Genomic DNA, 20,703 nt, shown 5'->3' with positions numbered 1-20,703 from the left:
CCAGGCGCCCTCCGCAGTCGCGCGAGCCGTGAATATCCCGCGGCGAAGCGCGCGCCGCGCGGGTGGCGTCTAGGCTCGGACAATGGCTACGCCGGTGATGATCGGGATGCCGCGTCCCGCGGCATCCGGCACGGACGAGCACGCGCACGATCCCCGGGCGCCGCTGGTGGACCGGTTCGGTCGGGTGCACCGGGATCTGCGGATCTCCCTCACCGATCGCTGCTCTCTCCGCTGCACGTACTGCATGCCCGAGCAGGGCAACGAGTGGCTGGCCAAGACGAGCATCCTCACGCTCGACGAGATCGAACGCGTCGCGCGCGTCGCCGCCGACGCCGGGGTGTCGACGTTCCGTCTCACCGGGGGTGAGCCGCTCCTCCGCCCCGACATCGTCGAGGTCGTGCGGCGCCTCGCCGCGATCCGGCGACCGGACGGCACCGGGGTGGAGCTGGCGATGACGACAAACGGCATCCGTCTCGACGAGGTCCTCCCGGATCTCGTCGCCGCGGGCCTGTCGCGCCTGAACATCTCGATCGACACGATCCGCCGCGAGCGCTTCCACGCGCTGACCCGACGCGATCGCCTCCCCGACGTGCTGCGCGGCATCGCCGCCGCCGCCTCCTCGCCGCTGCGGCCCCTGAAGCTCAACGCCGTCGCGATGCGCGGGGTCAACGACGACGAGCTGGTCGAGCTCGTCGCCTTCGCGCGGGAGCAGGGTGCGCAGATGCGCTTCATCGAGCAGATGCCTCTGGATGCCGGGCACACGTGGGACCGGGAGCAGATGGTCACGCGCGAGGAGATCCTGGCCGCGCTGTCGGCGCGGTGGACCCTCGACCCGATCCCGGGGCGCGGCGGGGCGCCGGCCGAACGCTGGTCGATCGACGGAACCGCCGACACCGTCGGGATCATCGCATCGGTCACGGCGCCGTTCTGCGGCGACTGCGACCGTCTGCGGCTGACTGCGGACGGACAGCTGCGCAACTGCCTGTTCTCCACGTCCGAGTACGACCTGCTGCCGGTGCTCCGAGCCACCTCCGACGAGGACGGAGCCGTCGCGATCGGCGCCGTGCTCCGTGCCTGCGTCGCCGGGAAGCTCCCCGGTCACGCCATCGACGACCCTTCCTTCCTTCAGCCGGCCCGCGGCATGAACGCGATCGGCGGCTGACATGGGGCGTCTGACGGCGCGGCGACCCGTGCTGACGGTGAACATCGAGACGGATGCCGCACGCACCCGGCGGCGCCCCGACACCCTCGCGGTGGAGGAGCCGCTGGAGATCCGGGTCGGCGGTGACCCGCTCGCGGTGACGATGCGCACTCCCGGGCACGACGTGGAGCTCGCCGCGGGCTTCCTCGTCTCCGAGGCGGTCATCGCGCACGGCGGACAGTTCCGCTCGGCGATCCACTGCGGCGGTCCCGGGACGGGCGCAGGTGCGGGTGCGGCCGGTGCGACCGAGAACACCTACAACGTGCTGGACGTCGCTCTCGCGGCGGGTGTCGCGCTCCCCGCGGCGGACGCGGCCCGGCGGTTCTACACGACCAGTTCGTGCGGGGTGTGCGGCAAGGCGTCGATCGACGCGGTCGAGACGGTGTCTGCCCACGACGTGGCGGGGGACGACCTCGAGGTGGACGCGGCATTCCTCCTCTCGCTTCCCGAGCGGCTGCGCGACGCGCAGGCCGTCTTCGCCAAGACGGGAGGCCTGCACGCCGCCGCGCTGTTCGACGGCCGGAGCGGAGAGCTCCTCGTCGCGCGCGAAGACGTCGGGCGTCACAACGCCGTCGACAAGGTCGTCGGCTGGGCGGTCCTGGCCGACCGCCTGCCGCTGTCCGGCACCGTCCTGCAGGTCTCGGGGCGCGCGAGCTTCGAGCTCGTCCAGAAGGCGGCGATGGCGGGGATCCCCGTCCTCTCGGCCGTGTCGGCTCCGTCGTCGCTCGCCGTCGAGCTCGCCGAAGCGCGCGGACTGACGCTCGCCGGCTTCGTCCGCGGGACCTCGCTGAACGTCTACGCCGGTGCGCAGAGGGTCCGGGTCCCGGTCGAGGCGTGAGGCCTCCGCGCCTCGGATGCCGCCGCGTCGGCGCGGAGCCGGATGACGCAGCGGCGTCCGCCGCACCCGCCCGCGTCGGCCACGGCGTCATCACCCACGGTGAGAGGGCCGCCCGCCTCGGCGAGGAGGTTCCTCAGCAGCCCGAGGTGCACCCGGCAGACGGCGGCGCGCTCGGTGCGATCCTCGTCCGTTCCCTCCGGAAGCCGGCGCGGGCAGGGGCCGAGGTCGAGGGTCAGATCGCGCTCGTCCACGACGGGGTCGAAGCCGGCATCCGCGAGATCCTCGACGATCGCGTCGAGCTGGTGGACGGCGTCGATGCCGAGGCCCGCCGGCGCGGGCACGGCGTACAGCCGACGGAGGAGATCGCCGCGCCGGGCTGCCTCGTCGGCACGGCGACGGCCGATGGGGTGCGGCGCCGGGACGTCGGAGGAGGCCGAGTAGAGCACGCGCGGACGTCCGCGCCGGGTGCGGTGCTCGGTGCGCTCGACGACGTACCCCGCCGTGATCAGGCGCTGCAGATGCTCGCGCACGGTGTTCGGATGTTTTCCCGTCGCCGAGACGAGGTCGGCGATGGGGCGGTCGGGCTGCTCCTGGAGGAGGCGGAGGATCTCGACACGGCTGTCGCTGGAGACCGCGGAGAACGTCGAGAGGGCGCCGGGGACGAACGTCATGCGCCCAGTCAAGGGGAGGGGCGAGGCGACGGGAGAGGTCGAAGGTCCCGTCCGGCCCGCGCACACGAGAGGCCCGGGACGCGCATCGCATCCCGGGCCTCTCGGTGAAGAATTACTCGCCGGTCACGGCGTCCTTGACGTCCTGACCGACCTTCTTGGCGTCGGCCTTGGTCTTGTCGGCCTTGCCCTCCGCAACCATCTCGTCGTTGCCGGTGGCCTTGCCGAGACCTTCCTTGGCCGAACCCTTGGCGCTCTCAGCGTTGTGCTTGATGTCGTCTCCGAGTCCCATGAGGGTCTCCTTCCGTCGTTCGCCGGTGGTGATGTGTGCCACGCTACGCAGGGCGCGCGCGACGCGCGGGGGCTTGACAGTGCCGCCGGGGGTGTCTACGCGAGCGCACGTGCGGGAGGATCGACACATGTACATGCCCCCTCCCGCCGGCGCCGAATCCGAGATCGGCGGCCCCGACGGCTTCTCGTACGGTGCTGTTCTGGTCGCGGCGGACGCCGCGGCGACGGCGCGGATCGAGGCGGTCCTCATGGCGGTGCGGTTCAGCGGCTGGATCGCTCCGGCGGAGGACGGCGTGAGCGTCGTCGTCGGAGATCCGGGCGAGGGCATCGTGGCCGCGGGGCGTCGCGGAATCATCGAGGTGGGCGCCGATCTCGCCGCGGCGACCGGGGCGCGGGCGCTCGCCGCGCGGGTTCGGCGCGACCGGCAGCTCGGCCTCGTCGCCTTCTCCGGACCGGACGAGATCGCCCGCTACGACAGCGACCCCTCCACCGAGCCGGATGCCGATCGGGACGTCATCGGCGACCCCGTGGGCGCGGAGCAGGCTCCCCTGATCGCGGACCTGTTCGGTCGCGCGGACGCCGCGGAGCGCCTGGAGGAGATCCTCGACGACGAACTCGACCCGGACAGCACCTTCGAGTCCGAGCGCCTCCGGGACGTCCTCCGCGTCCTCGGACTGCCGGAGTGGGTGGTGGGGGCCGCTCATCTCCCCAAGGTCGTGCCGACGGGACCGTCGGTGTCGAGTCTCATCCGCCTGCGCGCCGGGCGCCGGGGCGCGCTCGCGGCGGTGACGACGTGGCCGATCCGGCGCCTGCGCGCGCGGTGGAATCCCGCCCCCATCCTCGCCGACCCGCCGCGGGGGTCATCCGGTGACGAGTGGATGTTTCTGTGACGGGAGCGCTCGTGCGCCGGTGCAGCGCGCCGCGCGTCAGTCGGCGAACGGCTGAAGCAGGGGCTCCATCTCGAGCGTCAGGTCGATGAGCTGACGCAGGAGAGCGCCCATCGAGGTCGACTGCAAGAGCGTGAAGCGGTCGAACTCGCCGAGAGGCGCGATGGCGGCGAGCTGCCACGCCGCCTCGACCGGGTCGTCGGAGATCTCGGTGTCGGCATCCCACGCGGTCGGACCGACCTGCGCGGCTCGGCCGAGGACGCGGCGGACGATCCGCTCGGCCTCCGTGTGCAACGGGGTGAGGGCATCGTCCCACGTCAGTCGGGGGAGGGTGCTCACGCGCGCGGCCGGGTGCGGGTCGTCCTCGAGCCACTCCTCGACGAGCACGCGATCACCGCCGACGGCGACGATCTGGAGGTCTTCGGCGCCGGCCTGCACCTGCATGAGTCGGGCCATCGTCCCGATGCCGCTGCGCTGATCCCCGCCCCCGGCCTCGTGGCCGCGTTCGATGAGGACGACCCCGAACTGCGGATCCTCCTCGTCGAGGAGTCGACCGACCATCGTGAGATATCGCGGCTCGAACACGCGGAGGACGAGGGGCGTGTGCGGGAAGAGCACCGACCCCAGGGGGAACATCGCCACGTCGGCCATGTCCCTCAGTCAACCAGCGTTCGCCGGGTCGCGGGGTCGGTGCTCGTGAATCTCGTCGGTTCAGGCGCCCGCGGCGGCGGAGACGCGATCGAGCTCGGCCAGCTCGTCGGTGGAGAGCTCCAGACGCCCGCCCTCGAGGAGGGACGCGACCTGGTCGAGGCGCGATGCGCTCGCGATCGGGGCGGCGACGGTCGGCTGCGTCCGCAGCCACGCGAGCGCCGTCGAGGCGACGGAGGCTCCGTGGGCGTCGCCGATGCGCGCGAGGGCGTCGATCACGGCGAGGCCGGCGTCGGTGGCGTACTCCGCGGCGGCGGCGGCCCGCGGGGTGTCGTGGGCTGCGGCATCCGTCGAGCGGTACTTGCCGGAGAGGAAGCCCTTGGCGAGGGCGAAGTACGGCACGAGGCTGAGGTTCTCGCGTTCGGCGAGGGGCACGAGATCGGCCTCGACCTCGCTGCGGTGCATCAGGTTGTAGTGCGGCTGGATCGCGACGGGACGGGCGACGCCCAGGTCGTCGGCGATCCGGAGCCACTCCGCGATGCGGGCCGGGGTGTAGTTCGAGACCGCCACGTGACGGACGAGGCCGTCGGTGACGAGGTCGCCGAACGCCTGCACGGTCTCCTCGAGCGGGGTGTCCGCGTCGTCGAAGTGGGCGTAGTAGAGGTCGATGGTCTCGGCGCCCAGACGCTGCAGGGAAGCCTCGGCGGCCGCTCGCACGGTGGTGGCCGAGAGGCCGCGGAAGTCGGGATGCTGGCTGACCTTGGTGGCCACGACGACGTCACGGGTGCCGCGCGCGGCGCGCCACTCGCCGATCAGCCGCTCGCTCTCGCCGCCGGTGTGGCCGGGCACCCACGCGCTGTACGCATCGGCGGTGTCGATGAAGTCGCCGCCGCCCTCGACGAAGGCGTCGAGGATCGCGAACGAGGCATCGCGGTCGGCCGTCCAGCCGAAGACGTTGCCGCCGAGGGCGAGGGGGAACACGGACAGGTCGCTGGTGCCGAGTGTCGTCATGCCTCGGTCCAAGCCCGGGTGGGCGGTGTCTATTCCGGATGCCGCGCCCGGCGCCGGCCCACCACGAGGGTCGCGACGCCGCGCCAGCCGACCAGCAGCAGGCCCAGCGTGAGCGTCGCCACGATGACGAAGGCGAGGGCGGTTCCCTGTCCGGACACGGCCCGCAGCAGCATTCCGGCGACGACGGTGGTGACCCAGATCGGGATGCCGGTGCGGATCGGCGTGAGCGGTCGGCGCCAGCCGAACGCGATGAGCCAGCCGAGCGCGAGGGCGACCAGGAACGGCCACGCGGTGATCGCCAGGCCCTCGAGCACCGCTTCGCCGTGGCTGGCGCGTCCGGTGGCGGCGAACGCGATCACGGCGACGACGTCGAGGAGCGCGGCGACGGCGATGGTCCGGGTGTTCAGTCGAGGAGGCACCGTGGCATTCTCGCAGGGACGGCAGCGCCGGCCGCGGCGGGGAGAATGGTCGGGTGAGCAGTTCTTCCTCCCCGTCGTCGTCCACCTCCTCCGATCGCTACGTCGTCGCCACTGACGGTGCGTGCAAGGGCAATCCGGGGCCCGCCGGCTGGGCGTGGGTCGGGGAGGACGGCCACTGGGCGGCGGGTTCGATTCCGAAGGGGACGAACAACATCGGCGAGCTGCTGGGGCTGCTGTACGCGATCACCGATCATGCGGGAGTGCGTGAGCTGGTGGTGCAGGCCGACTCGAAGTACGCCATCGACACGTACGCATCGTGGATGGACGGCCACCGCCGGCGCGGGTGGGTGACGAGTGCCAAGAAGCCGGTCGCCAATCGCGACATCCTCGAGCGCCTCATCGAGGCGCGCGATGCGCGTCGCGCGGCCGGGCTTCCCGATGTGGTCCTCGAGCACGTGCGCGGCCACAGCGGACACGTGCTGAACTCGTGGGCCGACGAGCGCGCGGTGCGCGCCTCGACGCACGCGGCGAAGGGCGAAGAGCTCATCTGGACCTCGCTCCGTGGACTCGAGCGCCTCGACGTGGCGGCGGCGCCGCCACGGTCCGCGGGGGACAAGGCCGGTCGCTGACGGCGGGCGGGTTCAGGCGGGGCAGCTCGGAATGCCGGGCTCGTCCCCCTCGGCTACCGGTGCGGTGACGGCGGCGACGACCTGGACGGCGCGGTCCCAGTAGCGCGCGTAGTGGTTCGGGTCGTCGTTCACCTGGACGCGATGGGCGACGGCGGTCGGGGTGAGCTCTTCGCGGTCGGGTGCATGCTCGGCGAGGGCGGCGTAGAAGAGGGTCGCGGCCGTATACGGGTCGAGGCGCTGGTCGCGGGTGCCCCAGCCATCCTGCTGCTGGAAGAGGCCGATGGAGGTCGTCGGTGTGCCGTCGGGGTTGCGGACGCCGTTCGTCTCCCAATCGCCGTAGGGCAGGTTCCGCAAGGATGATTCGCCCATCGCGGTCATGACGGCGATGGTCTGGTCGCGCTCGCCGAAGCCGAGGTCGCGGCCGGCGCCGATGATGGTGCAGGCGTTGCCGAGCTGTTCGGCGCCGTATCCCGCGACGCGTCGGTCATCGTCGCGCGGGGCGAAGGCGTCGATCGCTGCCGCGGCGAGGAAGAGGCATCCGCTGAGGAGTGCCACCGGGACGAGGATCAGGGCGAGGATGCCGGCGACTCGACGGGCGCGGGGGCGGCCGCGACGGCGTCGCTTCGCGGAGCGGCTCTTGGCCGGGCTCTTCGAGCGGCTGGTCGGGGTGCGGCCCACGGTGTCGTCCTCCTCTCCGCGCGTCGGCGCCTCGCCCAGCGTAGGCGGCGGGTGTGCGCCTCGGCTGTGGATGCGGCGGATCTGTGGAGGGCCTGGGGCGGATTCTCGGCCCGTAGGCTTCGGGTCATGCGTCGTGTGCTCGGAACCGTCACCCTCGCCGCCCTCTGCGCGGGGGTTCTCGCCGCGTGTGCTTCTCGGGAGGTCGACTGGGCGGATGCGGCGGCGCGGGCGGAAGCGTTCCAGGAAGAGCGCACGGGGGATGCGTCGCTCGGCGTGGCGACCACGAATATCGGATCGACGGAGTCCGGTTCGGAGGACGAGACTGTGGTGCGAATGGAGTTCCCCGAGCCCGTTCGTGTCGACGGCTTCACGGTCGTGTGTTTCGGCGATCCGGGGTCGGTGGTGTTCTTCGGGTACACCGTGCGGCAGGGCTCGTCGTGGGTGGGCGGCGCTGCGGCGGAGCTGAACTGCGACGGCGCGGAGACGCGCGTGGCACCGGCGACGCCGTCCGAGCGCGTGGATGCCGTGAGCGTGACCGGTCAGCGGACCGCGGGCAGCGGTGGTGTGCTCGTCGTCCTGATCGACGGCGAGGATTCGGGCGGGGAGTAGCCCGCCGAGGGGTGTCAGAAGGGCGCGGGGTCGGGTGGCGGTGCGCCGCCACCTTCGTCCGGGGGTGGTGCTCCACCTCCGGACGGCATGAATCGCACGAGTGGTGCGGGTGGGTGGTCGATGTAGACCCTGCCGGTGGGGGAGGTCCACTCGAGGACCCCGCCGCCGAGTTGTCGGACGCCCCAGGAGGTGAATTGCTTCATCGAGTGGTGTCTCTGGCAGAGGTGGCAGAGGTTTCGGATGTCCGTCCGCCCGCCGAGGGCGTAGTCGAAGGTGTGGTCGAGTTCGCAGCGGATCGCGGGCCGGCGGCATCCGGGGAACCGGCAGTGCCGGTCCCGGGCCTTCAGGAATCGCGCCATCGACGCCGTCCGCCGGTACGAATCGGTGCACAACACCTGTCCCGACACCGGGTGCACCACGAGACGTTCCCACGACGCGACAGCGCCGGCCAAGGCTCGGGCGGTGGCCGGGTCGATCGGTGCGGACCCGACGAGGTCGGCGGTGGTGGTGTCGTTCGCCGGGCCGTCGTCTTTCCCGAGCAGCGCGAGGGCGGGGACGACGACCTGCACTTTCGCGCGGATCATCCCGAGGGTGCCGTTTCCGTCGCCGTCGATGGTGGGGTCGACCAGGGGTGAGGCGGTGAGGAGCATGTCGCAGAACACGTCCGCGCGGATCTGATCCCGTGTGCGGCAATCCGGCTCCGCTTCGCCAGCGTCCGCGTCGGCCCCGTCGTCGCCGGGTGTGTTGCGGGCGTCGATGATCGACGACGCCTGCTCGTTCAGCCGGTCGCTGATCCCCTCCGCCAGAAGGGTCGGAAGGGTTGCGACGAGTTCCGACATCCCATCGCGCAACGGCGTGACACTCACCCGACGCTCCTCGCGGGCCTTCGCGTGCCGCTCCGCCAACGTGCGGGGGTGCAGCTCCTGCGCGAGGTGGTCGAGACGGTCCTTCACCCTCCCGACGCTCTGCCCCACGCACAACTCCGCCGCAGCCGCGTCGAACTCCGCCCGCGCACCCCGCGGCAACACCGTCCCGCACCGCAACACCGCCGTCGCATGCCCGCGGGTGATCCGGCCCGCCTCCCATGCGGCGAGGGTCGCCGGATAGCACTCGACCCACTCCACCGCCTGGTTGATCTGGACCTGCATCGACCGGTCGGTGGTGAACGTCACCCCGGCAAGCTCGGCAGCGACGGAGCGGTAGACCATCTCCTGCGACCGCACCGACGCCGACTGCCGCTGCGCCACCCGCTCCGCGATCGCCCCCGCCCGCGCCTGGTTCCGGACGTTGCCGACTTCCATCGCGCCCAGCGCCGGGGTCATCGCCTCCGCGTACTGCGCGACCTCATCCAGCTCCGCGAGTTCCTCCTCGCTGAACTCGATAAAGCCGCTCGTATTTATGTTCGAATACTAGCGACGGGCTCCGACATTGACCTAGAACTCTTCACCGAGACTGCATCCTCCCGACGAGACTGCACCTTTCGCTCACAAGCGCCGCTATCTCTCGCCCACAAGCGCGGCTGGCACTCGCCGATGCGTGTGGCGTCAGGTGCCCGCCGGGTCCCATCGGACCGGGGTCGTCTCGCCCGACTCCCAGTCACGGCGCAGCACGCTGTAGGCCACGGAGGCGACCGGGTCTCCGCCCTCGACCGGCCATCCCTCGCGGTAATAAGCCTCCTGCACCCATCCCGCGCGGCGGAACGCCCGCCGCATCGCGACGTTGTCCTCGCGGGTCTGGCCCTCGAACCGGCGGACCTCCGGCATCGTGGAGAAGACATGGTCCGCGCCCAGCGCGAGGATCGTCGCGGCGAGCCCCTTCCCGCGCGCTCGGTCGGCCAGCCGGAGGTCGAACAGGGGCGCCTGGTCGGTCAGATCTTCGAAGCGTAGGAATCCGACCCGCCCCTGCTCGGCGTGGTCGATCCAGTAGGAGTCGTTGTCGTCGTCGCGGAACCGTCCCGCAGCGATCGCCTCGTCCACCCGCTCGCGCGTCGGCTGGGGATCGACGTGGAACGGGAAGCGGTTCGAGGTGAAGAAGTCGACGAGCGCCTCGCGATCGGTGCCCGTCGGATCGATGCGGGTGAGGGAAAGAGCCATCGGACGAGCCTACCGACGCGACGCTGCAGCCGACCATTCCGGCCGACGTAGGCTCGAGGGATGATCACCGCCGACGATGACACGATCGCCGCCTTCTGGACCGAATGCCGTGCGGTGGTCGACGGGCTGCCGGATGCCGCACCCGAGGCGTGGGCGTTCGGCGCGACGCCGGAGCACGCCGATCAGCTCCTCGCCCTCGTCCTGTCGGGAACCAAGACGGCGACCTCGTCGGCGCTGTGGGATTTCGAGGCGGACGGGGAGGACATCCCCGAGGTTGGGAGCTGGAACATCATCCTGGACGGAAGCGGCCGGCCGGCGGCCCTCGTGCAGACCGTCGGCATCACCATCGTGCCGTTCGAGGACGTCACGGCCGCGCACGCTCACGCCGAGGGTGAGGACGACCGGTCGCTCGCGTCGTGGCGCGAGGAGCACGAGCGCTATTGGCGTCGCTACTCCACCAGCAGGAAGGCGTTCGACCGACGGATGCCGATCGTGTGCGAAGACCTGCGCCTGGTCCACGCCCGAGGCGCTCGGGGCATTGACCCCGTGCCGCAGCCCGCCTGACGGGCCGCGACCCGCCTCAGCGACGCACCCCTCAGGCCTGCGCGCCCGCCCGTGTCCCGACCCAGCCGAGCGAGGGCGCGACGTACTTCGCGAACGACTCGACGATCCGCATGTTGAACTCCACGCCCAGCTGGCTGGGGATGGTGATCATGAGGGTGTCGGCGGAGGCGATCGCGGCATCCTGCAGCAGCTGCTCGACGAGGACGTCGGGCTCGGCGGCATAGGACTTGCCGAACGTCGAGGTCATCCCGTCGATCATGCCGATCTGGTCGCCGTCCTGGCGGCCGCCGAAGTACATGTGCTCCTCGGCAGTCGTGATCGGGATGATGGAGCGGCTCACCGACACGCGCGGTTCGCCCGCGTGACCGGCCTCGCGCCAGGCGGCGCGGAACGCGTCGATCTGCTCGGCCTGCAGGATGTCGAACGGACGGCCGTCCGCGGAGGTCAGCAGGGTCGACGACATGAGGTTCACGCCGGTGCGCCCGGCCCACTCCGCCGAATCGCGGTTGCCCGCACCCCACCAGACGCGCGAGCGAAGCCCGGGGGAGTGCGGCTCGATGCGCTGCATGCCGGTCGCGCCGCGGCTGAACGGGCTTGCGGGATCGCGCTCGGCGAGCCCCTCGCCGTCGATCGCGCGGAGGAAGAGGTCCATGTGCGCACGCGCGAGGTCCGCCCCGCGCGGATCGGTCGAGCCGGTGTACCCGAAGGTCTCGTACCCGCGCACGACGGTCTCGGGTGACCCCCGGCTCACGCCGAGCGCGAGGCGCCCGCCGGAGATGAGGTCGACCGCCGCCGCTTCCTCGGCGAGATACAGCGGGTTCTCGTACCGCATATCGATGACACCGGTGCCGACCTCGATGCGCTCGGTCCGGGCGGCGATGGCCGACAGGAGGGGCATGGGCGCCGCCTGCTGCCGCGCGAAGTGATGGACGCGGAAGTACGCGCCGTCGACCCCCAGGTCATCCATCCCCTGCGCGAGGTCGATGGCCTGGAGCATGGAGTCCCCGGCGGTGAGGATGCGTCCGCCGCCGAGCGGGCCGTAGTGGCCGAACGAGAGGGTGCCGAATCGCTGCATGCTCGTCCGAACGTCGCCGACGCGGCATCCATTCCCGTGAATGGGAAGCGCCCCCGCACTGTTCGGGAATGCGTACCATCGGCGGGTGGATCACCGAACGCACCCCCGCCCGACCGCGATCACCCTGCGCCCGATGGCCCTCGCGTACCGCCTGGTCGCGCTCGGCCTGATCGCCACCGGCGTCATCCGGCTCCTCGACCTCTTCACCGCCGACCCCAGCTGGAAGACCCTGCTGTACTTCACGGCCCTCAGCAACGTCGCCGCGACGGTCTGGATGCTGATCCTCGTCGTCGCGACCGTCCGCGACCTCGTCCGGCGGGGCGTGCGCGGCACGACCGAGCCCGCGTCGCGGATCCAGGGTGCGGTGATGATGGCGCTCGTCGTGACGATGCTCGTCTACACCGTCGTGCTGGTCCCGAGCCTCACCCAGGACCCCGCCTACGAGGCCTACACGCTCACCGACTCCCTGGTGCACGTCATCTCGCCCCTCCTCATCGTCGGCGAATGGCTGCTGCTGCGCACCAAGGGACGGATGCGGTGGCTCGACCCGCTCTTCTGGGCCCTCTTCCCCCTCGCCTACCTCGCCTTCGCGTTCACCTACGGCGCACTCGGCGGCGAGTTCGAGCCCGGGGTGAACCACCCCTATCCCTTCATGGACGTCGGCGCGCTCGGCGTCGGTGGGGTGGCGCTGTGGATCCTCGCCCTCGTGGTCGTCCTCGAGGCGTTCGGGTTCCTGCTCGTGGCCATCGACCGGGGGCTCGGTACCCTCGCGGGCAGGCGCACGCAAGAGGTCGCTCCCCTGCGCGCGGAGGGCTAGCGTGTGCCCATGGACACCTCCGCATACGACCTGATCGTCATCGGCGCCGGCCCCGTGGGGGAGAACGTCGCCGACCGCGCCGTCGCCGGGGGGCTCTCCGCCGTCATCGTCGAGTCCGAACTCGTCGGCGGGGAGTGCTCGTACTGGGCGTGCACGCCGTCGAAGGCGCTCCTGCGGCCGATCGCGGCGCTGCGGGCTGCGCGCGGCGTTGACGGCGCGAAGCAGGCGATCACCGGCGAGCTCGACGTCGCGGCCGTGCTCCGCCGCCGCGACCACGCGGTCCACGACTTCAACGACAGCGGGCAGGTCGAGTGGCTGCAGGGTGCGGGGATCGACCTCGTGCGCGGGCACGGTCGCCTCACCGGCGACAAGCAGGTGGAGGTGACGGATGCCGCGGGCGAGGTCGTCGCGACACTCCACGCCCGGCACGCCGTCGCCGTCTGCACCGGCACCTCGGCGGCGATCCCCGACATCCCGGGTCTCGCGGAGGCCGCCCCGTGGACGTCGCGCGAGGCCACCGCGGTGCAGGAGGTCCCCGACTCCCTCGTCGTCATCGGCGGAGGGGTGGTGGCGTGCGAGATGGCGACGGTTTTCGCCGCGCTCGGCAGCACGGTGACGGTGCTCTCGCGCTCGCGGCTGCTCGGAAAGGTCGAACCCTTCGCCTCGGATGCCGTCGCCGAGGGCCTGCGCGACGCCGGCGTCGACATCCGCCTGGGCGCGACCCCCGTGCGGGTCTCGCGTGCGGATGGCGGCGGCGTGATCGTGACCCTCGAGGGCGGCGACGAGGTCCGGGCGGCGGAGGTCCTCGTGGCGACCGGCCGCACGCCGAACACCCGAGGCCTCGGGCTCGAGACCGTCGGCCTCGCCCCGGGAGAGTGGATCGAGGTCGACGACACCCTCCGCGTCGCCGGATCCGAGTGGCTGTACGCCGTCGGCGATGTCAACCACCGCGCGCTGCTGACCCACCAGGGCAAGTACCAGGCGCGGGCGGCGGGCGACGTCATCGCCGCGCGCGCCAAGGGCGCCCCGGTCGACGACGCACCGTGGGGAGCGCATGTCGCGACCGCCGACCACGACGCGGTCCCTCAGGTGACCTTCACCGAGCCGGAGGTCGCCTCCGTCGGGCTCACGGAGCAGGCCGCGCGGGAGGCGGGTCTCGACATCCGCGTCCTCGACTACGACCTGTCGTGGGTGGCAGGCGCCTCTGCGCACGCCGACGCGTACTCGGGAGCCGCACGCGCGATCGTGGACTCGACACGGAACGTCCTCGTGGGAGCGACGTTCGTGGGTCCCGACGTCGCCGAGCTCCTCCAGGCCGCCACGATCGCCGTCGTCGGCGAGGTGCCGATCGACCGCCTGTGGCACGCGGTGCCCGCCTACCCGACGGTCAGCGAGGTCTGGCTGCGCCTCCTCGAGCAATTCGGGCGCCCCGGGTCCTGACCCGCTCACGGCGCTCTAGCCTCGATCCATGAGCAGGCACCCCGTTCCCGATCCCATCGGCCCCGGCGAGGAGTCCGTGTGGGACTACCCCCGTCCTCCGCGTCTGGAGCGCGTCGACGGGCGCGTGACGATCGAGCTCGGCGGCGAGGTCATCCTCGCGACCGACGACGTGGTGCGCGTGCTGGAGACGAGCCACCCACCGACCTACTATCTGCCCGAGGCCGACTTCATCCACGGAGCGCTGACGCCCGCGGCAGGATCCTCCTTCTGCGAGTTCAAGGGCGCGGCCCGCTACTTCGACGTGCACGGCGGCGGGGGAGTCACCCGCGAGCGCGTCGCGTGGTGCTACCCCGATCCGTCGCCCGGATTCGGGGAGCTTCTGGGCCGCGTCGCGGTGTACGCCGGCCCGATGGACCGGTGCACCCTGAACGGCATCGAGGTCGAGCCGCAGCCCGGCGGCTTCTACGGCGGATGGGTGACCCCCGGCATCCGCGGTCCCTTCAAAGGCGGACCCGGCACCCTCGGATGGTGAGGATGCCGGGCCGGCGGCGCTGCTGAGGGGCGCGCGTCAGGCGGTGGCCTCTGAGCGCTTCGGAAGGACCCATCCGGCGCGCGGGAAGTGGCACGTGTACCCGTTCGGGTAGGTGATCAGGTAGTCCTGGTGCTCGGGCTCCGCCTCCCAGAAGGGGCCCGCCTCCTCGATCGTGGTCACGGCCTTGCCGGGCCACAGGCCCGATGCGTCGACGTCGGCGATCGTCTCACGCGCGACGCGCTCCTGCTCGGCATCCAGCGGGAAGATCGCCGAGCGGTAGCTCGAGCCGATGTCGTTGCCCTGGCGGTTGAGCGTCGACGGGTCGTGGATCTGGAAGAAGAACGCGAGGATGTCGCGGTACGTCGTCTGCGTGGGATCGAAGACGATCTCCACCGCCTCGGCGTGGCCGGGGTGGCGACGGTAGGTGGCGTGGTCGTTCTCGCCGCCGGTGTACCCGACGCGGGTGTCGAGGACGCCGGGCTGGCGGCGGATGAGATCCTCCATGCCCCAGAAGCAGCCTCCGGCGAGGACCGCCGTCTCGGTGCCGGGGGTGCGGGTGATCTCTCCGGTGTCGGTGGGTCCGCTGGTCATCGGATTCTCCTTCTTCTCTCTCGGTCGATTCTCTCGCGTGCGACGCCGCAGTGGGCGCTGTCAGGGTCAACGACGGATGCCGTTCATTTGGTCCCGCGAAGCTGGACGTGCGGTGTGAGTTCGGATGCTGGAGACTCGCGCGTCGGTCGGGTAGCGTGCGAGGACACGGGCTGGGGGAGCACGTGCGGAGCGAGACCTGGGGGCACTTCGACGATGACGGCGCAGAACACCCGCACCGCGGCAGATCCGGCCGCGGCGGCGAAACGCAGGAGGCGGCAGGCGCTGCGGAACGTCGCCGTCGCGATGGGCTCGACGGTGCTCGTCGCCGGGTTCCTCGTCGGCGTCTTCTTCGCCTTCGGCGAGGCCGGTGACGTGATCGCCGCGACCCCGGAGGCGACGGCATCCGCCGAGATCGGCGATGCATCGGTGGTCGTGGAGGTCAGCGGAGACCGCATCCGCGTCGGCGCGCCCGAGGCGGCCACCACGATGGCGATCTGGGAGGACTTCGCCTGCGGGCACTGCCGCGAGTACGAGACGCAGATCGGGCCCACGGTGCAGGAGCTGGTGGGCGCCGGAACGCTCGCGGTGGAGTATCACCTGCTGGACTTCATCTCGGACTACAGTGCGGTCGCCGGGAGCGCTGCGGCGTGCGTGGCGACCGAGCAGCCGGATGTGTTCTTCACCGTTCACGCGACGCTCTTCGCCATCCGCGAGAACGCCGAGGACGAGTACACGGCCGACCAGCTCGAGTCCTACCTGGAGACCGCCGGCGTCACCGACGAGGGAGCCCTCGAGTGCATCGGGCAGGCTCGCTACGGCGACTGGGTGGCGCAGAACGCCGGCGCGGCGCGCGACGCCGGTATCACCTCCACACCGACGGTGCGGATCAACGGCGAGGACGTCGGCCGGGTCGACGCGGCGCAGCTCCGGGATCTCGTCGCGCAGGGCGCCGGCTGAGCGTTCCCTCCGAGTCTGCCGGAGCCGCCCGGGCGGCGAGTGGGCGATATATCGTTATGTGTCGTCGGGGTGTCGTTCGGCATCCGTCTCACGCCAGGAGGTCGTCATGAGTGATTCGTTCATGGGTGCAGGATTCGGCGGTTCGCGCGGATTCGGTCCGATGCAGCCCGGAGGTCAGCTGTGGGAGGCGATGGATCAGCTCCGCTCGGCATTCGAGCAGCGTGTCGGCGGCGGTTCGTCGCGGATGGGTCGTGGCGACGTCCGCGCGGCGGTGCTCGCTCTGCTCGCTGAGGCCCCGATGCACGGCTACCAGATCATCCGCGAGATCGAAGAGCGCAGCCACGGGTCGTGGAAGCCGAGTGCCGGGTCGGTCTATCCGACCCTCCAGCTCCTCACCGACGAGGGACTCGTCGTCGCCGAGGAGTCCGGTGGGCGCAAGACCTACGCGCTGACGGATGCCGGGCGCCTCGAGGCCGAGTCGGCCGACCGATCCGCACCGTGGGAGTCGGGTTCGCGCGAGCGCAAGGACCTCACGGCCCTGCCCAAGGCCGGGCTCGAGCTCGCCCAGGCGGCGGCCCAGGTGGGCCGATCGGGCACCGCCGCCCAGCAGGCGGAAGCCGTCGCCGTCCTCGAGGACGCGCGCCGTAAGCTCTACTCGATCCTCGCTCAGGACTGAGCCGGGTGCCGCCGGCGCCCGGGCGCCCGCGTCGGGATCGGGGAGGCCTGATGCCCGACGCCGCCGACATGCGCGCCCGCTATCGCCGCATCCTGCGGTTCGCCCTGCGCTACATGGTGCAGTCGTGGTGGTACGAGCTGTTCCTGCCGCGCTTCGGTCTCTCTGCGATCGCCACGCGCACCCGCGCGCGACGCATGCAGCGGATCGCGCGACAGTTCCACGGGCTCGCCGTCGACCTCGGCGGGCTCATGATCAAGGTCGGGCAGTTCATGTCCTCGCGTCTGGACGTGCTCCCGCCCGAGATCACGAAGGAGCTCGAGGGGCTGCAGGACGAGGTGCCCCCGGTTCCGTTCGCGCAGATCCGCGCGCTCGCCGAGGCCGAGCTCGGGGTCAGCCTCGAGCACGCGTACGCCGCGTTCGACCCGACCCCCGTGGCCGCGGCATCCCTCGGTCAGGCGTATCGGGCGCGGCTGGCGCCCGAGGACGCGGCCCAGACCGGCCTCGACGCCGTCGTGGTCAAGGTCCAGCGCCCCGGGATCGAGCAGATCGTCGCGGTCGACCTCGCGGCGCTGCGGAAGGTCGCCGGGTGGCTCGACCGCGTCCGGTTCGTGTCCGACCACGTCGACCTGCCCACGATCGTCGAGGAGTTCGCCGTCACGAGCGAGGAGGAGATCGACTACCTCCACGAAGCGCAGAACGGGGAGCGATTCGGTGAGATGTTCGCCGGCGACGCCCGCGTCGGTCTTCCCGAGGTGGCGTGGGAGCGCTCGACGCGGCGCGTGCTGACCCTGCAGGACGTCACGGCGATCAAGATCAACGACCTCGACGGGCTCCGCGCCGCCGGGATCGATCCGACGCAGGTGGCCGAGCGCTTCGCCGCGGTCATGTTCGACCAGCTCTTCGGCAACGGGTTCTTCCACGCCGACCCGCACCCCGGCAACATCTTCGTCACGCCCCTCGCCGACGGCGAGTGGGAGCTGACCTTCATCGACTTCGGGATGATGGGCCAGGTGCCCCCGACGCTGCGGCGCGGGCTCCGACGTCTCCTGATCGCGGTGGCCTCACGCGACGGTCGCGGCCTGGTCGACAGCATCCGCGATGTGGGTGTGCTCCTCCCCTCGGCTGAGACCGCCGAGCTCGAGCGGGCCATGAGCACCCTATTCGCGCGCTTCGGCGGGATGGGCGTGTCCGAGCTCGCCGAGGTCGACGAGCGGGAGCTCCGCCGCTTCGCGATCGAGTTCGGCGAGGTCGTGCGGTCGCTGCCGTTCCAGCTCCCGGAGAACTTCCTCCTCATCATCCGCGCGCTCTCGCTCGTATCGGGGATGTGCAGCGCGCTCGACCCCGATTTCAACATCTGGGACTCGGTCGAGCCGTATGCCGCGCAGCTGCTGCGCGAGGAGCGCGGCAACGTGGTGCAGGGGTTCGCACAGGATGCCGTGACCTCGGTGCGGATCGCCGCGCGGCTGCCGCGTCGCATCGACGACCTCGTCGATCGGGCGCAGGAGGGGCGGCTGTCCTTCGAGACGCCGCGGCTCGACCGCCGTGTCGGCGCCGTCGAGCGGGCCGTCCGGCGAGTGGTCTCGGCAGTCGTCTTCGTGGGCCTGTTCATCGGGGGCCTCGTCCTCCGCGCGGACGACCTGGTGTGGGGAACGATCATCGTGCTCGCGTCCGTGCCGCCGCTCCTGCACGCGACGTTCGCGGGGCTCGCGGCACGCAGCCGCGGCCTCGAGTGAGCGGGGGAGGGGCGGCGTACGCTGAGCGGATGCCGCCCGTATCGCCCTCGCCCGCGCGGGCCGAGCTGGCGGCGCTGGCCGCCGGTGCCCGCGACGGATCGCTCGACGCGGCGCTGGTCGATCTGCCGTCGGCTCCGAATCCGCGACCGGCATCCGTGCTCATGCTCTTCGGTGTGCTCGACGCCGTGATGAGCGATCACGCGGCGGCCGACGCGGCCGTCTCGCGCGACCTCGATGTGCTGCTGCTGTCGCGCGCCGAGACGCTCCGCTCGCACCCGGGGCAGATCGCCTTCCCCGGCGGACGACAGGATGCCGGGGATGACGGCCCGGTCGCCGCGGCCCTCCGCGAGGCGCAAGAGGAGACCGGCCTCGACGTCTCGGGCGTCGAGGTCCTCGGCGCTCTGTCGCCGGTGCCGCTCGCCTACTCGCGACACGTCGTGACACCGGTGCTGGCGTGGTGGCGGCATCCGTCGCTCGTGCGCGTGATGGACGAGGCGGAGTCGGCGGAGGTCTTCCGGGCGCCGGTGGCCGACCTGCTCGACCCGGCGCATCGCGGGGTCACGGTCATCCGGCGCGACGGCGGCGAGTGGCGCGGGCCCGCGTTTTTGCTGCCCGGCGCGGACCGCGAGCGTCTCGTGTGGGGATTCACCGGCATGCTGCTGGACGCCCTCTTCGACCGGCTCGGCTGGACGGAGCCGTGGGACGATGATCGCGAGCTGCCGCTGGTGCTGCCGCCCGAGGCGTCCGGCTGAAGGAGGGTAGTTGGCGGGAGTCCTTCGCGCGGGCGATCAGCTCAGCGACTTCCAGTAACAGACGCCTGGATCCATCTCGATAGCGAGGTCGATGAACGCTCGGTCGTCAAGGTCGAGAAAGTCAAGGTGGTTCAGAAACACCAGTCCGCGCTCGAACGCCGCGGCGAACGTCTCAAAGAGCAACGCAAGGCTGGAAAATTCGACCGGATGAGTCGTGTCATCGATCCAGAAATGGCGGATTGGCTGCCCTGTACCGCTGGCGAGATCAATGATGTAGAAGTCTCCTCCGCCGTTTGCCAGAAACGGCAGCCAATCAGGGGACCATCGTGGATCGCTCACAAACGCGCGGTAGTTGGCTACGGCGTCCTCGAGCGACAAGAGATAGAACCCGGGGAAGAGTGCGAGGTCCCCAAGGGATGCATCCCCCAACGACGTGCCATTGCGCCACCCGTATAGGGCTTCGAGCTCGCCGTTCGCCTGCAATCCGATGGTCCTGAGCTCTTCGGAGACCTTGCGTGCTGCTATGCCTGTCTGCAGATGTGCGAGTGCGATGTGCCGATTCAGCAGGCGGAGACGATCCCCGATCGTCCTCAGCGCCTCAGTGAGGCGGGCACTCGTCATGGTTCTGACAGTAGACGCAGCCTGACTCGACATCTTCCGATAGACGCGAAAGATTCGTGCCTTTTCGTCTATTCCACTTCGAAGCAGAAGTATCTCGGCCTGCTGGACGAGAACAAGGTCGAGTCACGTCACGCAATCGACGCGGTGGATGACATCTATCAGCACGCTGAGGGAATTCGCGAGGCGGTACGACGGTACATGTGATCGAGGTCACGACGCCGGTCGGAGCTCACGCACCAGGTTCTTCAGCTCGGCGATCTCGTCTCGGAGAGCCTCAACCTGCGCTTCGGTTGCCGCTGCCGTAGAGGCGCTTTGGTCGGAGACCCGCTCGACGATCCACGACGCCAACGTGGCCGTGACGACTCCGATCAGCGCGATGCCGCCGATCATGAGGCCGAGCGCGACTGCGCGGCCCGCGGCGGTCACGGGTGACAGATCGCCGTATCCGACGGTCGTGATGGTGACGAACGCCCACCAGATGGCATCCCCGAACGTTGTGATGGCGCCGCCGTCCTGCTCCGCGTCGAGCACAGCGAGCCCCGCGATGAGGACGGTCAGTGCGGTGGCGCCGACCGTGTAGAGGACGACTTTTCCGCGAAGCATGTTCCCGGTGTTGCGACTGATGAGCGCGATCACGGTGAGGAACCGCATCAGCCGCAGGGGGCGGAGCATCGGCAGGATCACGATGGCGAGATCGAGGAGATGGCGAGAGAACCAGCGCCAGCGATTCTCGGTGATCCAGAGGCGGGTCACGTAGTCGATCGCGAACAGAGCCCACGTGGTGATCAGCACGATCTCGCAGATGAGGGCGATGACACCATCGGGGCGCGCGACGATCTGTGTGGCGTACGCCACGAGGAACAAGATGGCTGCGATCGTGAGTGGCCACTCGACCGCGCGGTCCCATTTCTGGATTCGCTGTCCGTACATCGGGCGATTATCCCAGCAGGGCTGAGTGAGCCGCATGCCGCAG

The 20,703-nt window shown here is 70.9% G+C and carries 25 protein-coding genes; 13 read left to right on the top strand and 12 right to left on the bottom strand.

Going from position 1 to position 20,703, the window contains the following annotated elements; translation table 11 throughout:
• Window positions 1-106 precede the first annotated feature (106 nt).
• Entirely contained in the window at window positions 107-1,162 is a 1,056-nt protein-coding gene (gene moaA, locus ABXJ56_RS02560; protein ID WP_353999946.1) for a GTP 3',8-cyclase MoaA, read from the top strand.
• 1 nt (window position 1,163) lies between these two features.
• Window positions 1,164-2,039: a formate dehydrogenase accessory sulfurtransferase FdhD gene (gene fdhD / locus ABXJ56_RS02555; RefSeq protein ID WP_353998168.1), complete on the top strand. Its 876-nt coding sequence runs from the start codon at window positions 1,164-1,166 to the stop codon at window positions 2,037-2,039.
• Here fdhD and ABXJ56_RS02550 read toward each other — a convergent pair.
• Both ABXJ56_RS02550 and ABXJ56_RS02545 read right to left on the bottom strand, forming a co-directional pair.
• A complete protein-coding gene (locus ABXJ56_RS02550) occupies window positions 1,997-2,710 on the bottom strand; it encodes an ArsR family transcriptional regulator (protein ID WP_353998167.1) in 714 nt (237 codons plus the stop codon). The genes fdhD and ABXJ56_RS02550 overlap by 43 nt on opposite strands.
• 112 nt (window positions 2,711-2,822) lie before the next feature.
• Window positions 2,823-2,999 (bottom strand): CsbD family protein, encoded by a 177-nt coding sequence (locus tag ABXJ56_RS02545; RefSeq protein WP_301133383.1) that lies wholly within the window; start codon window positions 2,997-2,999, stop codon window positions 2,823-2,825.
• A 127-nt stretch (window positions 3,000-3,126) separates the two neighbouring features.
• On the opposite strand from ABXJ56_RS02545, the gene ABXJ56_RS02540 reads away from it, so the two are divergent.
• Window positions 3,127-3,888, top strand: a complete 762-nt coding sequence (locus ABXJ56_RS02540) for a hypothetical protein (protein ID WP_353998166.1) — start codon at window positions 3,127-3,129, stop codon at window positions 3,886-3,888.
• 36 nt (window positions 3,889-3,924) lie between these two features.
• On the opposite strand, the gene ABXJ56_RS02535 is transcribed toward ABXJ56_RS02540, so the two are convergent.
• Genes ABXJ56_RS02535 through ABXJ56_RS02525 form a run of 3 tightly spaced genes read right to left on the bottom strand, consistent with a single transcriptional unit; the run spans window position 3,925 to window position 5,963 of the window.
• Window positions 3,925-4,536: an LON peptidase substrate-binding domain-containing protein gene (locus ABXJ56_RS02535; RefSeq protein WP_353998165.1), complete on the bottom strand. Its 612-nt coding sequence runs from the start codon at window positions 4,534-4,536 to the stop codon at window positions 3,925-3,927.
• 60 nt (window positions 4,537-4,596) lie between these two features.
• Window positions 4,597-5,544, bottom strand: coding sequence for an aldo/keto reductase (locus tag ABXJ56_RS02530; RefSeq protein WP_353998164.1), 948 nt, complete (start codon window positions 5,542-5,544; stop codon window positions 4,597-4,599).
• A gap of 29 nt (window positions 5,545-5,573) precedes the next feature.
• Window positions 5,574-5,963: a DUF3054 domain-containing protein gene (locus tag ABXJ56_RS02525; protein ID WP_353998163.1), complete on the bottom strand. Its 390-nt coding sequence runs from the start codon at window positions 5,961-5,963 to the stop codon at window positions 5,574-5,576.
• A gap of 53 nt (window positions 5,964-6,016) precedes the next feature.
• Here ABXJ56_RS02525 and ABXJ56_RS02520 point away from each other — a divergent pair, with 53 nt between their 5' ends.
• Window positions 6,017-6,592, top strand: coding sequence for a ribonuclease H family protein (locus ABXJ56_RS02520; RefSeq protein ID WP_353998162.1), 576 nt, complete (start codon window positions 6,017-6,019; stop codon window positions 6,590-6,592).
• A gap of 12 nt (window positions 6,593-6,604) precedes the next feature.
• Here the strand turns inward: ABXJ56_RS02520 and ABXJ56_RS02515 are convergent, their stop codons facing one another.
• Complete coding sequence (locus ABXJ56_RS02515; protein ID WP_353998161.1) at window positions 6,605-7,270, bottom strand: peptidase M23; 666 nt, start codon at window positions 7,268-7,270, stop codon at window positions 6,605-6,607.
• Window positions 7,271-7,396: 126 nt separating this feature from the next.
• On the opposite strand from ABXJ56_RS02515, the gene ABXJ56_RS02510 reads away from it, so the two are divergent.
• Window positions 7,397-7,879, top strand: a complete 483-nt coding sequence (locus ABXJ56_RS02510) for a hypothetical protein (RefSeq protein WP_353998160.1) — start codon at window positions 7,397-7,399, stop codon at window positions 7,877-7,879.
• Window positions 7,880-7,893: 14 nt separating this feature from the next.
• Here ABXJ56_RS02510 and ABXJ56_RS02505 read toward each other — a convergent pair whose 3' ends face one another.
• Both ABXJ56_RS02505 and ABXJ56_RS02500 read right to left on the bottom strand, forming a co-directional pair.
• Window positions 7,894-9,201, bottom strand: coding sequence for an HNH endonuclease (locus tag ABXJ56_RS02505; RefSeq protein WP_353998159.1), 1,308 nt, complete (start codon window positions 9,199-9,201; stop codon window positions 7,894-7,896).
• 222 nt (window positions 9,202-9,423) lie between these two features.
• Entirely contained in the window at window positions 9,424-9,972 is a 549-nt protein-coding gene (locus ABXJ56_RS02500; protein ID WP_353998158.1) for a GNAT family N-acetyltransferase, read from the bottom strand.
• A gap of 60 nt (window positions 9,973-10,032) precedes the next feature.
• On the opposite strand from ABXJ56_RS02500, the gene ABXJ56_RS02495 reads away from it, so the two are divergent.
• Window positions 10,033-10,536, top strand: a complete 504-nt coding sequence (locus ABXJ56_RS02495) for an ASCH domain-containing protein (protein ID WP_353998157.1) — start codon at window positions 10,033-10,035, stop codon at window positions 10,534-10,536.
• A 31-nt stretch (window positions 10,537-10,567) separates the two neighbouring features.
• Here the strand turns inward: ABXJ56_RS02495 and ABXJ56_RS02490 are convergent, their stop codons facing one another.
• Window positions 10,568-11,611 carry an LLM class flavin-dependent oxidoreductase gene (locus tag ABXJ56_RS02490; RefSeq protein WP_353998156.1) on the bottom strand — a complete coding sequence of 348 codons (1,044 nt, stop codon included), beginning with the start codon at window positions 11,609-11,611 and terminating at the stop codon, window positions 10,568-10,570.
• 85 nt (window positions 11,612-11,696) lie between these two features.
• On the opposite strand from ABXJ56_RS02490, the gene ABXJ56_RS02485 reads away from it, so the two are divergent.
• The 3 genes from ABXJ56_RS02485 to ABXJ56_RS02475 are packed head-to-tail and all read left to right on the top strand — an operon-like array spanning window position 11,697 to window position 14,400.
• Window positions 11,697-12,428, top strand: a complete 732-nt coding sequence (locus ABXJ56_RS02485) for a Pr6Pr family membrane protein (protein ID WP_353998155.1) — start codon at window positions 11,697-11,699, stop codon at window positions 12,426-12,428.
• Window positions 12,429-12,437: 9 nt separating this feature from the next.
• On the top strand, window positions 12,438-13,868 hold the full coding sequence (locus ABXJ56_RS02480; RefSeq protein WP_353998154.1) for a dihydrolipoyl dehydrogenase family protein: 1,431 nt from the start codon (window positions 12,438-12,440) through the stop codon (window positions 13,866-13,868).
• A gap of 28 nt (window positions 13,869-13,896) precedes the next feature.
• Complete coding sequence (locus ABXJ56_RS02475; protein ID WP_353998153.1) at window positions 13,897-14,400, top strand: DUF427 domain-containing protein; 504 nt, start codon at window positions 13,897-13,899, stop codon at window positions 14,398-14,400.
• 36 nt (window positions 14,401-14,436) lie between these two features.
• On the opposite strand, the gene msrA is transcribed toward ABXJ56_RS02475, so the two are convergent.
• On the bottom strand, window positions 14,437-14,991 hold the full coding sequence (gene msrA, locus ABXJ56_RS02470) for a peptide-methionine (S)-S-oxide reductase MsrA (protein ID WP_353998152.1): 555 nt from the start codon (window positions 14,989-14,991) through the stop codon (window positions 14,437-14,439).
• Between the two features lie 213 nt (window positions 14,992-15,204).
• Here msrA and ABXJ56_RS02465 point away from each other — a divergent pair, with 213 nt between their 5' ends.
• From ABXJ56_RS02465 to ABXJ56_RS02450, 4 genes are all read left to right on the top strand, one after another.
• Window positions 15,205-15,948: a DsbA family protein gene (locus ABXJ56_RS02465; protein ID WP_353998151.1), complete on the top strand. Its 744-nt coding sequence runs from the start codon at window positions 15,205-15,207 to the stop codon at window positions 15,946-15,948.
• A 106-nt stretch (window positions 15,949-16,054) separates the two neighbouring features.
• Window positions 16,055-16,624 (top strand): PadR family transcriptional regulator, encoded by a 570-nt coding sequence (locus ABXJ56_RS02460; protein WP_053548050.1) that lies wholly within the window; start codon window positions 16,055-16,057, stop codon window positions 16,622-16,624.
• 50 nt (window positions 16,625-16,674) lie between these two features.
• Window positions 16,675-18,357: an ABC1 kinase family protein gene (locus ABXJ56_RS02455; RefSeq protein ID WP_353998150.1), complete on the top strand. Its 1,683-nt coding sequence runs from the start codon at window positions 16,675-16,677 to the stop codon at window positions 18,355-18,357.
• Window positions 18,358-18,386: 29 nt separating this feature from the next.
• Window positions 18,387-19,109 carry an NUDIX hydrolase gene (locus ABXJ56_RS02450; protein ID WP_353998149.1) on the top strand — a complete coding sequence of 241 codons (723 nt, stop codon included), beginning with the start codon at window positions 18,387-18,389 and terminating at the stop codon, window positions 19,107-19,109.
• A 36-nt stretch (window positions 19,110-19,145) separates the two neighbouring features.
• On the opposite strand, the gene ABXJ56_RS02445 is transcribed toward ABXJ56_RS02450, so the two are convergent.
• Together ABXJ56_RS02445 and ABXJ56_RS02440 are read right to left on the bottom strand one after the other, a co-directional pair.
• On the bottom strand, window positions 19,146-19,730 hold the full coding sequence (locus ABXJ56_RS02445) for an SMI1/KNR4 family protein (protein ID WP_353998148.1): 585 nt from the start codon (window positions 19,728-19,730) through the stop codon (window positions 19,146-19,148).
• A gap of 210 nt (window positions 19,731-19,940) precedes the next feature.
• Entirely contained in the window at window positions 19,941-20,660 is a 720-nt protein-coding gene (locus ABXJ56_RS02440; protein WP_353998147.1) for a potassium channel family protein, read from the bottom strand.
• Window positions 20,661-20,703: the final 43 nt, after the last annotated feature.

The organism is Microbacterium aurantiacum, assembly GCF_040532595.1.
Classification (GTDB): Bacteria; Actinomycetota; Actinomycetes; order Actinomycetales; family Microbacteriaceae; genus Microbacterium; species Microbacterium chocolatum_B.
This window is presented reverse-complemented; position numbering and strand designations above follow the sequence as displayed.

What these genes read in the sequence shown, in the direction of transcription:
- moaA (WP_353999946.1), top strand. Translation starts at nt 107, where the DNA reads ATGCCGCGTCCCGCGGCATCCGGCACGGACGAGCACGCGCACGATCCC.
- fdhD (WP_353998168.1), top strand. Translation starts at nt 1,164, where the DNA reads ATGGGGCGTCTGACGGCGCGGCGACCCGTGCTGACGGTGAACATCGAG.
- ABXJ56_RS02550 (WP_353998167.1), bottom strand. Translation starts at nt 2,710, where the DNA reads ATGACGTTCGTCCCCGGCGCCCTCTCGACGTTCTCCGCGGTCTCCAGC.
- ABXJ56_RS02545 (WP_301133383.1), bottom strand. Translation starts at nt 2,999, where the DNA reads ATGGGACTCGGAGACGACATCAAGCACAACGCTGAGAGCGCCAAGGGT.
- ABXJ56_RS02540 (WP_353998166.1), top strand. Translation starts at nt 3,127, where the DNA reads ATGTACATGCCCCCTCCCGCCGGCGCCGAATCCGAGATCGGCGGCCCC.
- ABXJ56_RS02535 (WP_353998165.1), bottom strand. Translation starts at nt 4,536, where the DNA reads ATGGCCGACGTGGCGATGTTCCCCCTGGGGTCGGTGCTCTTCCCGCAC.
- ABXJ56_RS02530 (WP_353998164.1), bottom strand. Translation starts at nt 5,544, where the DNA reads ATGACGACACTCGGCACCAGCGACCTGTCCGTGTTCCCCCTCGCCCTC.
- ABXJ56_RS02510 (WP_353998160.1), top strand. Translation starts at nt 7,397, where the DNA reads ATGCGTCGTGTGCTCGGAACCGTCACCCTCGCCGCCCTCTGCGCGGGG.
- ABXJ56_RS02505 (WP_353998159.1), bottom strand. Translation starts at nt 9,201, where the DNA reads ATGACCCCGGCGCTGGGCGCGATGGAAGTCGGCAACGTCCGGAACCAG.
- ABXJ56_RS02500 (WP_353998158.1), bottom strand. Translation starts at nt 9,972, where the DNA reads ATGGCTCTTTCCCTCACCCGCATCGATCCGACGGGCACCGATCGCGAG.
- ABXJ56_RS02495 (WP_353998157.1), top strand. Translation starts at nt 10,033, where the DNA reads ATGATCACCGCCGACGATGACACGATCGCCGCCTTCTGGACCGAATGC.
- ABXJ56_RS02490 (WP_353998156.1), bottom strand. Translation starts at nt 11,611, where the DNA reads ATGCAGCGATTCGGCACCCTCTCGTTCGGCCACTACGGCCCGCTCGGC.
- ABXJ56_RS02480 (WP_353998154.1), top strand. Translation starts at nt 12,438, where the DNA reads ATGGACACCTCCGCATACGACCTGATCGTCATCGGCGCCGGCCCCGTG.
- ABXJ56_RS02475 (WP_353998153.1), top strand. Translation starts at nt 13,897, where the DNA reads ATGAGCAGGCACCCCGTTCCCGATCCCATCGGCCCCGGCGAGGAGTCC.
- msrA (WP_353998152.1), bottom strand. Translation starts at nt 14,991, where the DNA reads ATGACCAGCGGACCCACCGACACCGGAGAGATCACCCGCACCCCCGGC.
- ABXJ56_RS02465 (WP_353998151.1), top strand. Translation starts at nt 15,205, where the DNA reads ATGACGGCGCAGAACACCCGCACCGCGGCAGATCCGGCCGCGGCGGCG.
- ABXJ56_RS02460 (WP_053548050.1), top strand. Translation starts at nt 16,055, where the DNA reads ATGAGTGATTCGTTCATGGGTGCAGGATTCGGCGGTTCGCGCGGATTC.
- ABXJ56_RS02455 (WP_353998150.1), top strand. Translation starts at nt 16,675, where the DNA reads ATGCCCGACGCCGCCGACATGCGCGCCCGCTATCGCCGCATCCTGCGG.
- ABXJ56_RS02450 (WP_353998149.1), top strand. Translation starts at nt 18,387, where the DNA reads ATGCCGCCCGTATCGCCCTCGCCCGCGCGGGCCGAGCTGGCGGCGCTG.
- ABXJ56_RS02445 (WP_353998148.1), bottom strand. Translation starts at nt 19,730, where the DNA reads ATGACGAGTGCCCGCCTCACTGAGGCGCTGAGGACGATCGGGGATCGT.
- ABXJ56_RS02440 (WP_353998147.1), bottom strand. Translation starts at nt 20,660, where the DNA reads ATGTACGGACAGCGAATCCAGAAATGGGACCGCGCGGTCGAGTGGCCA.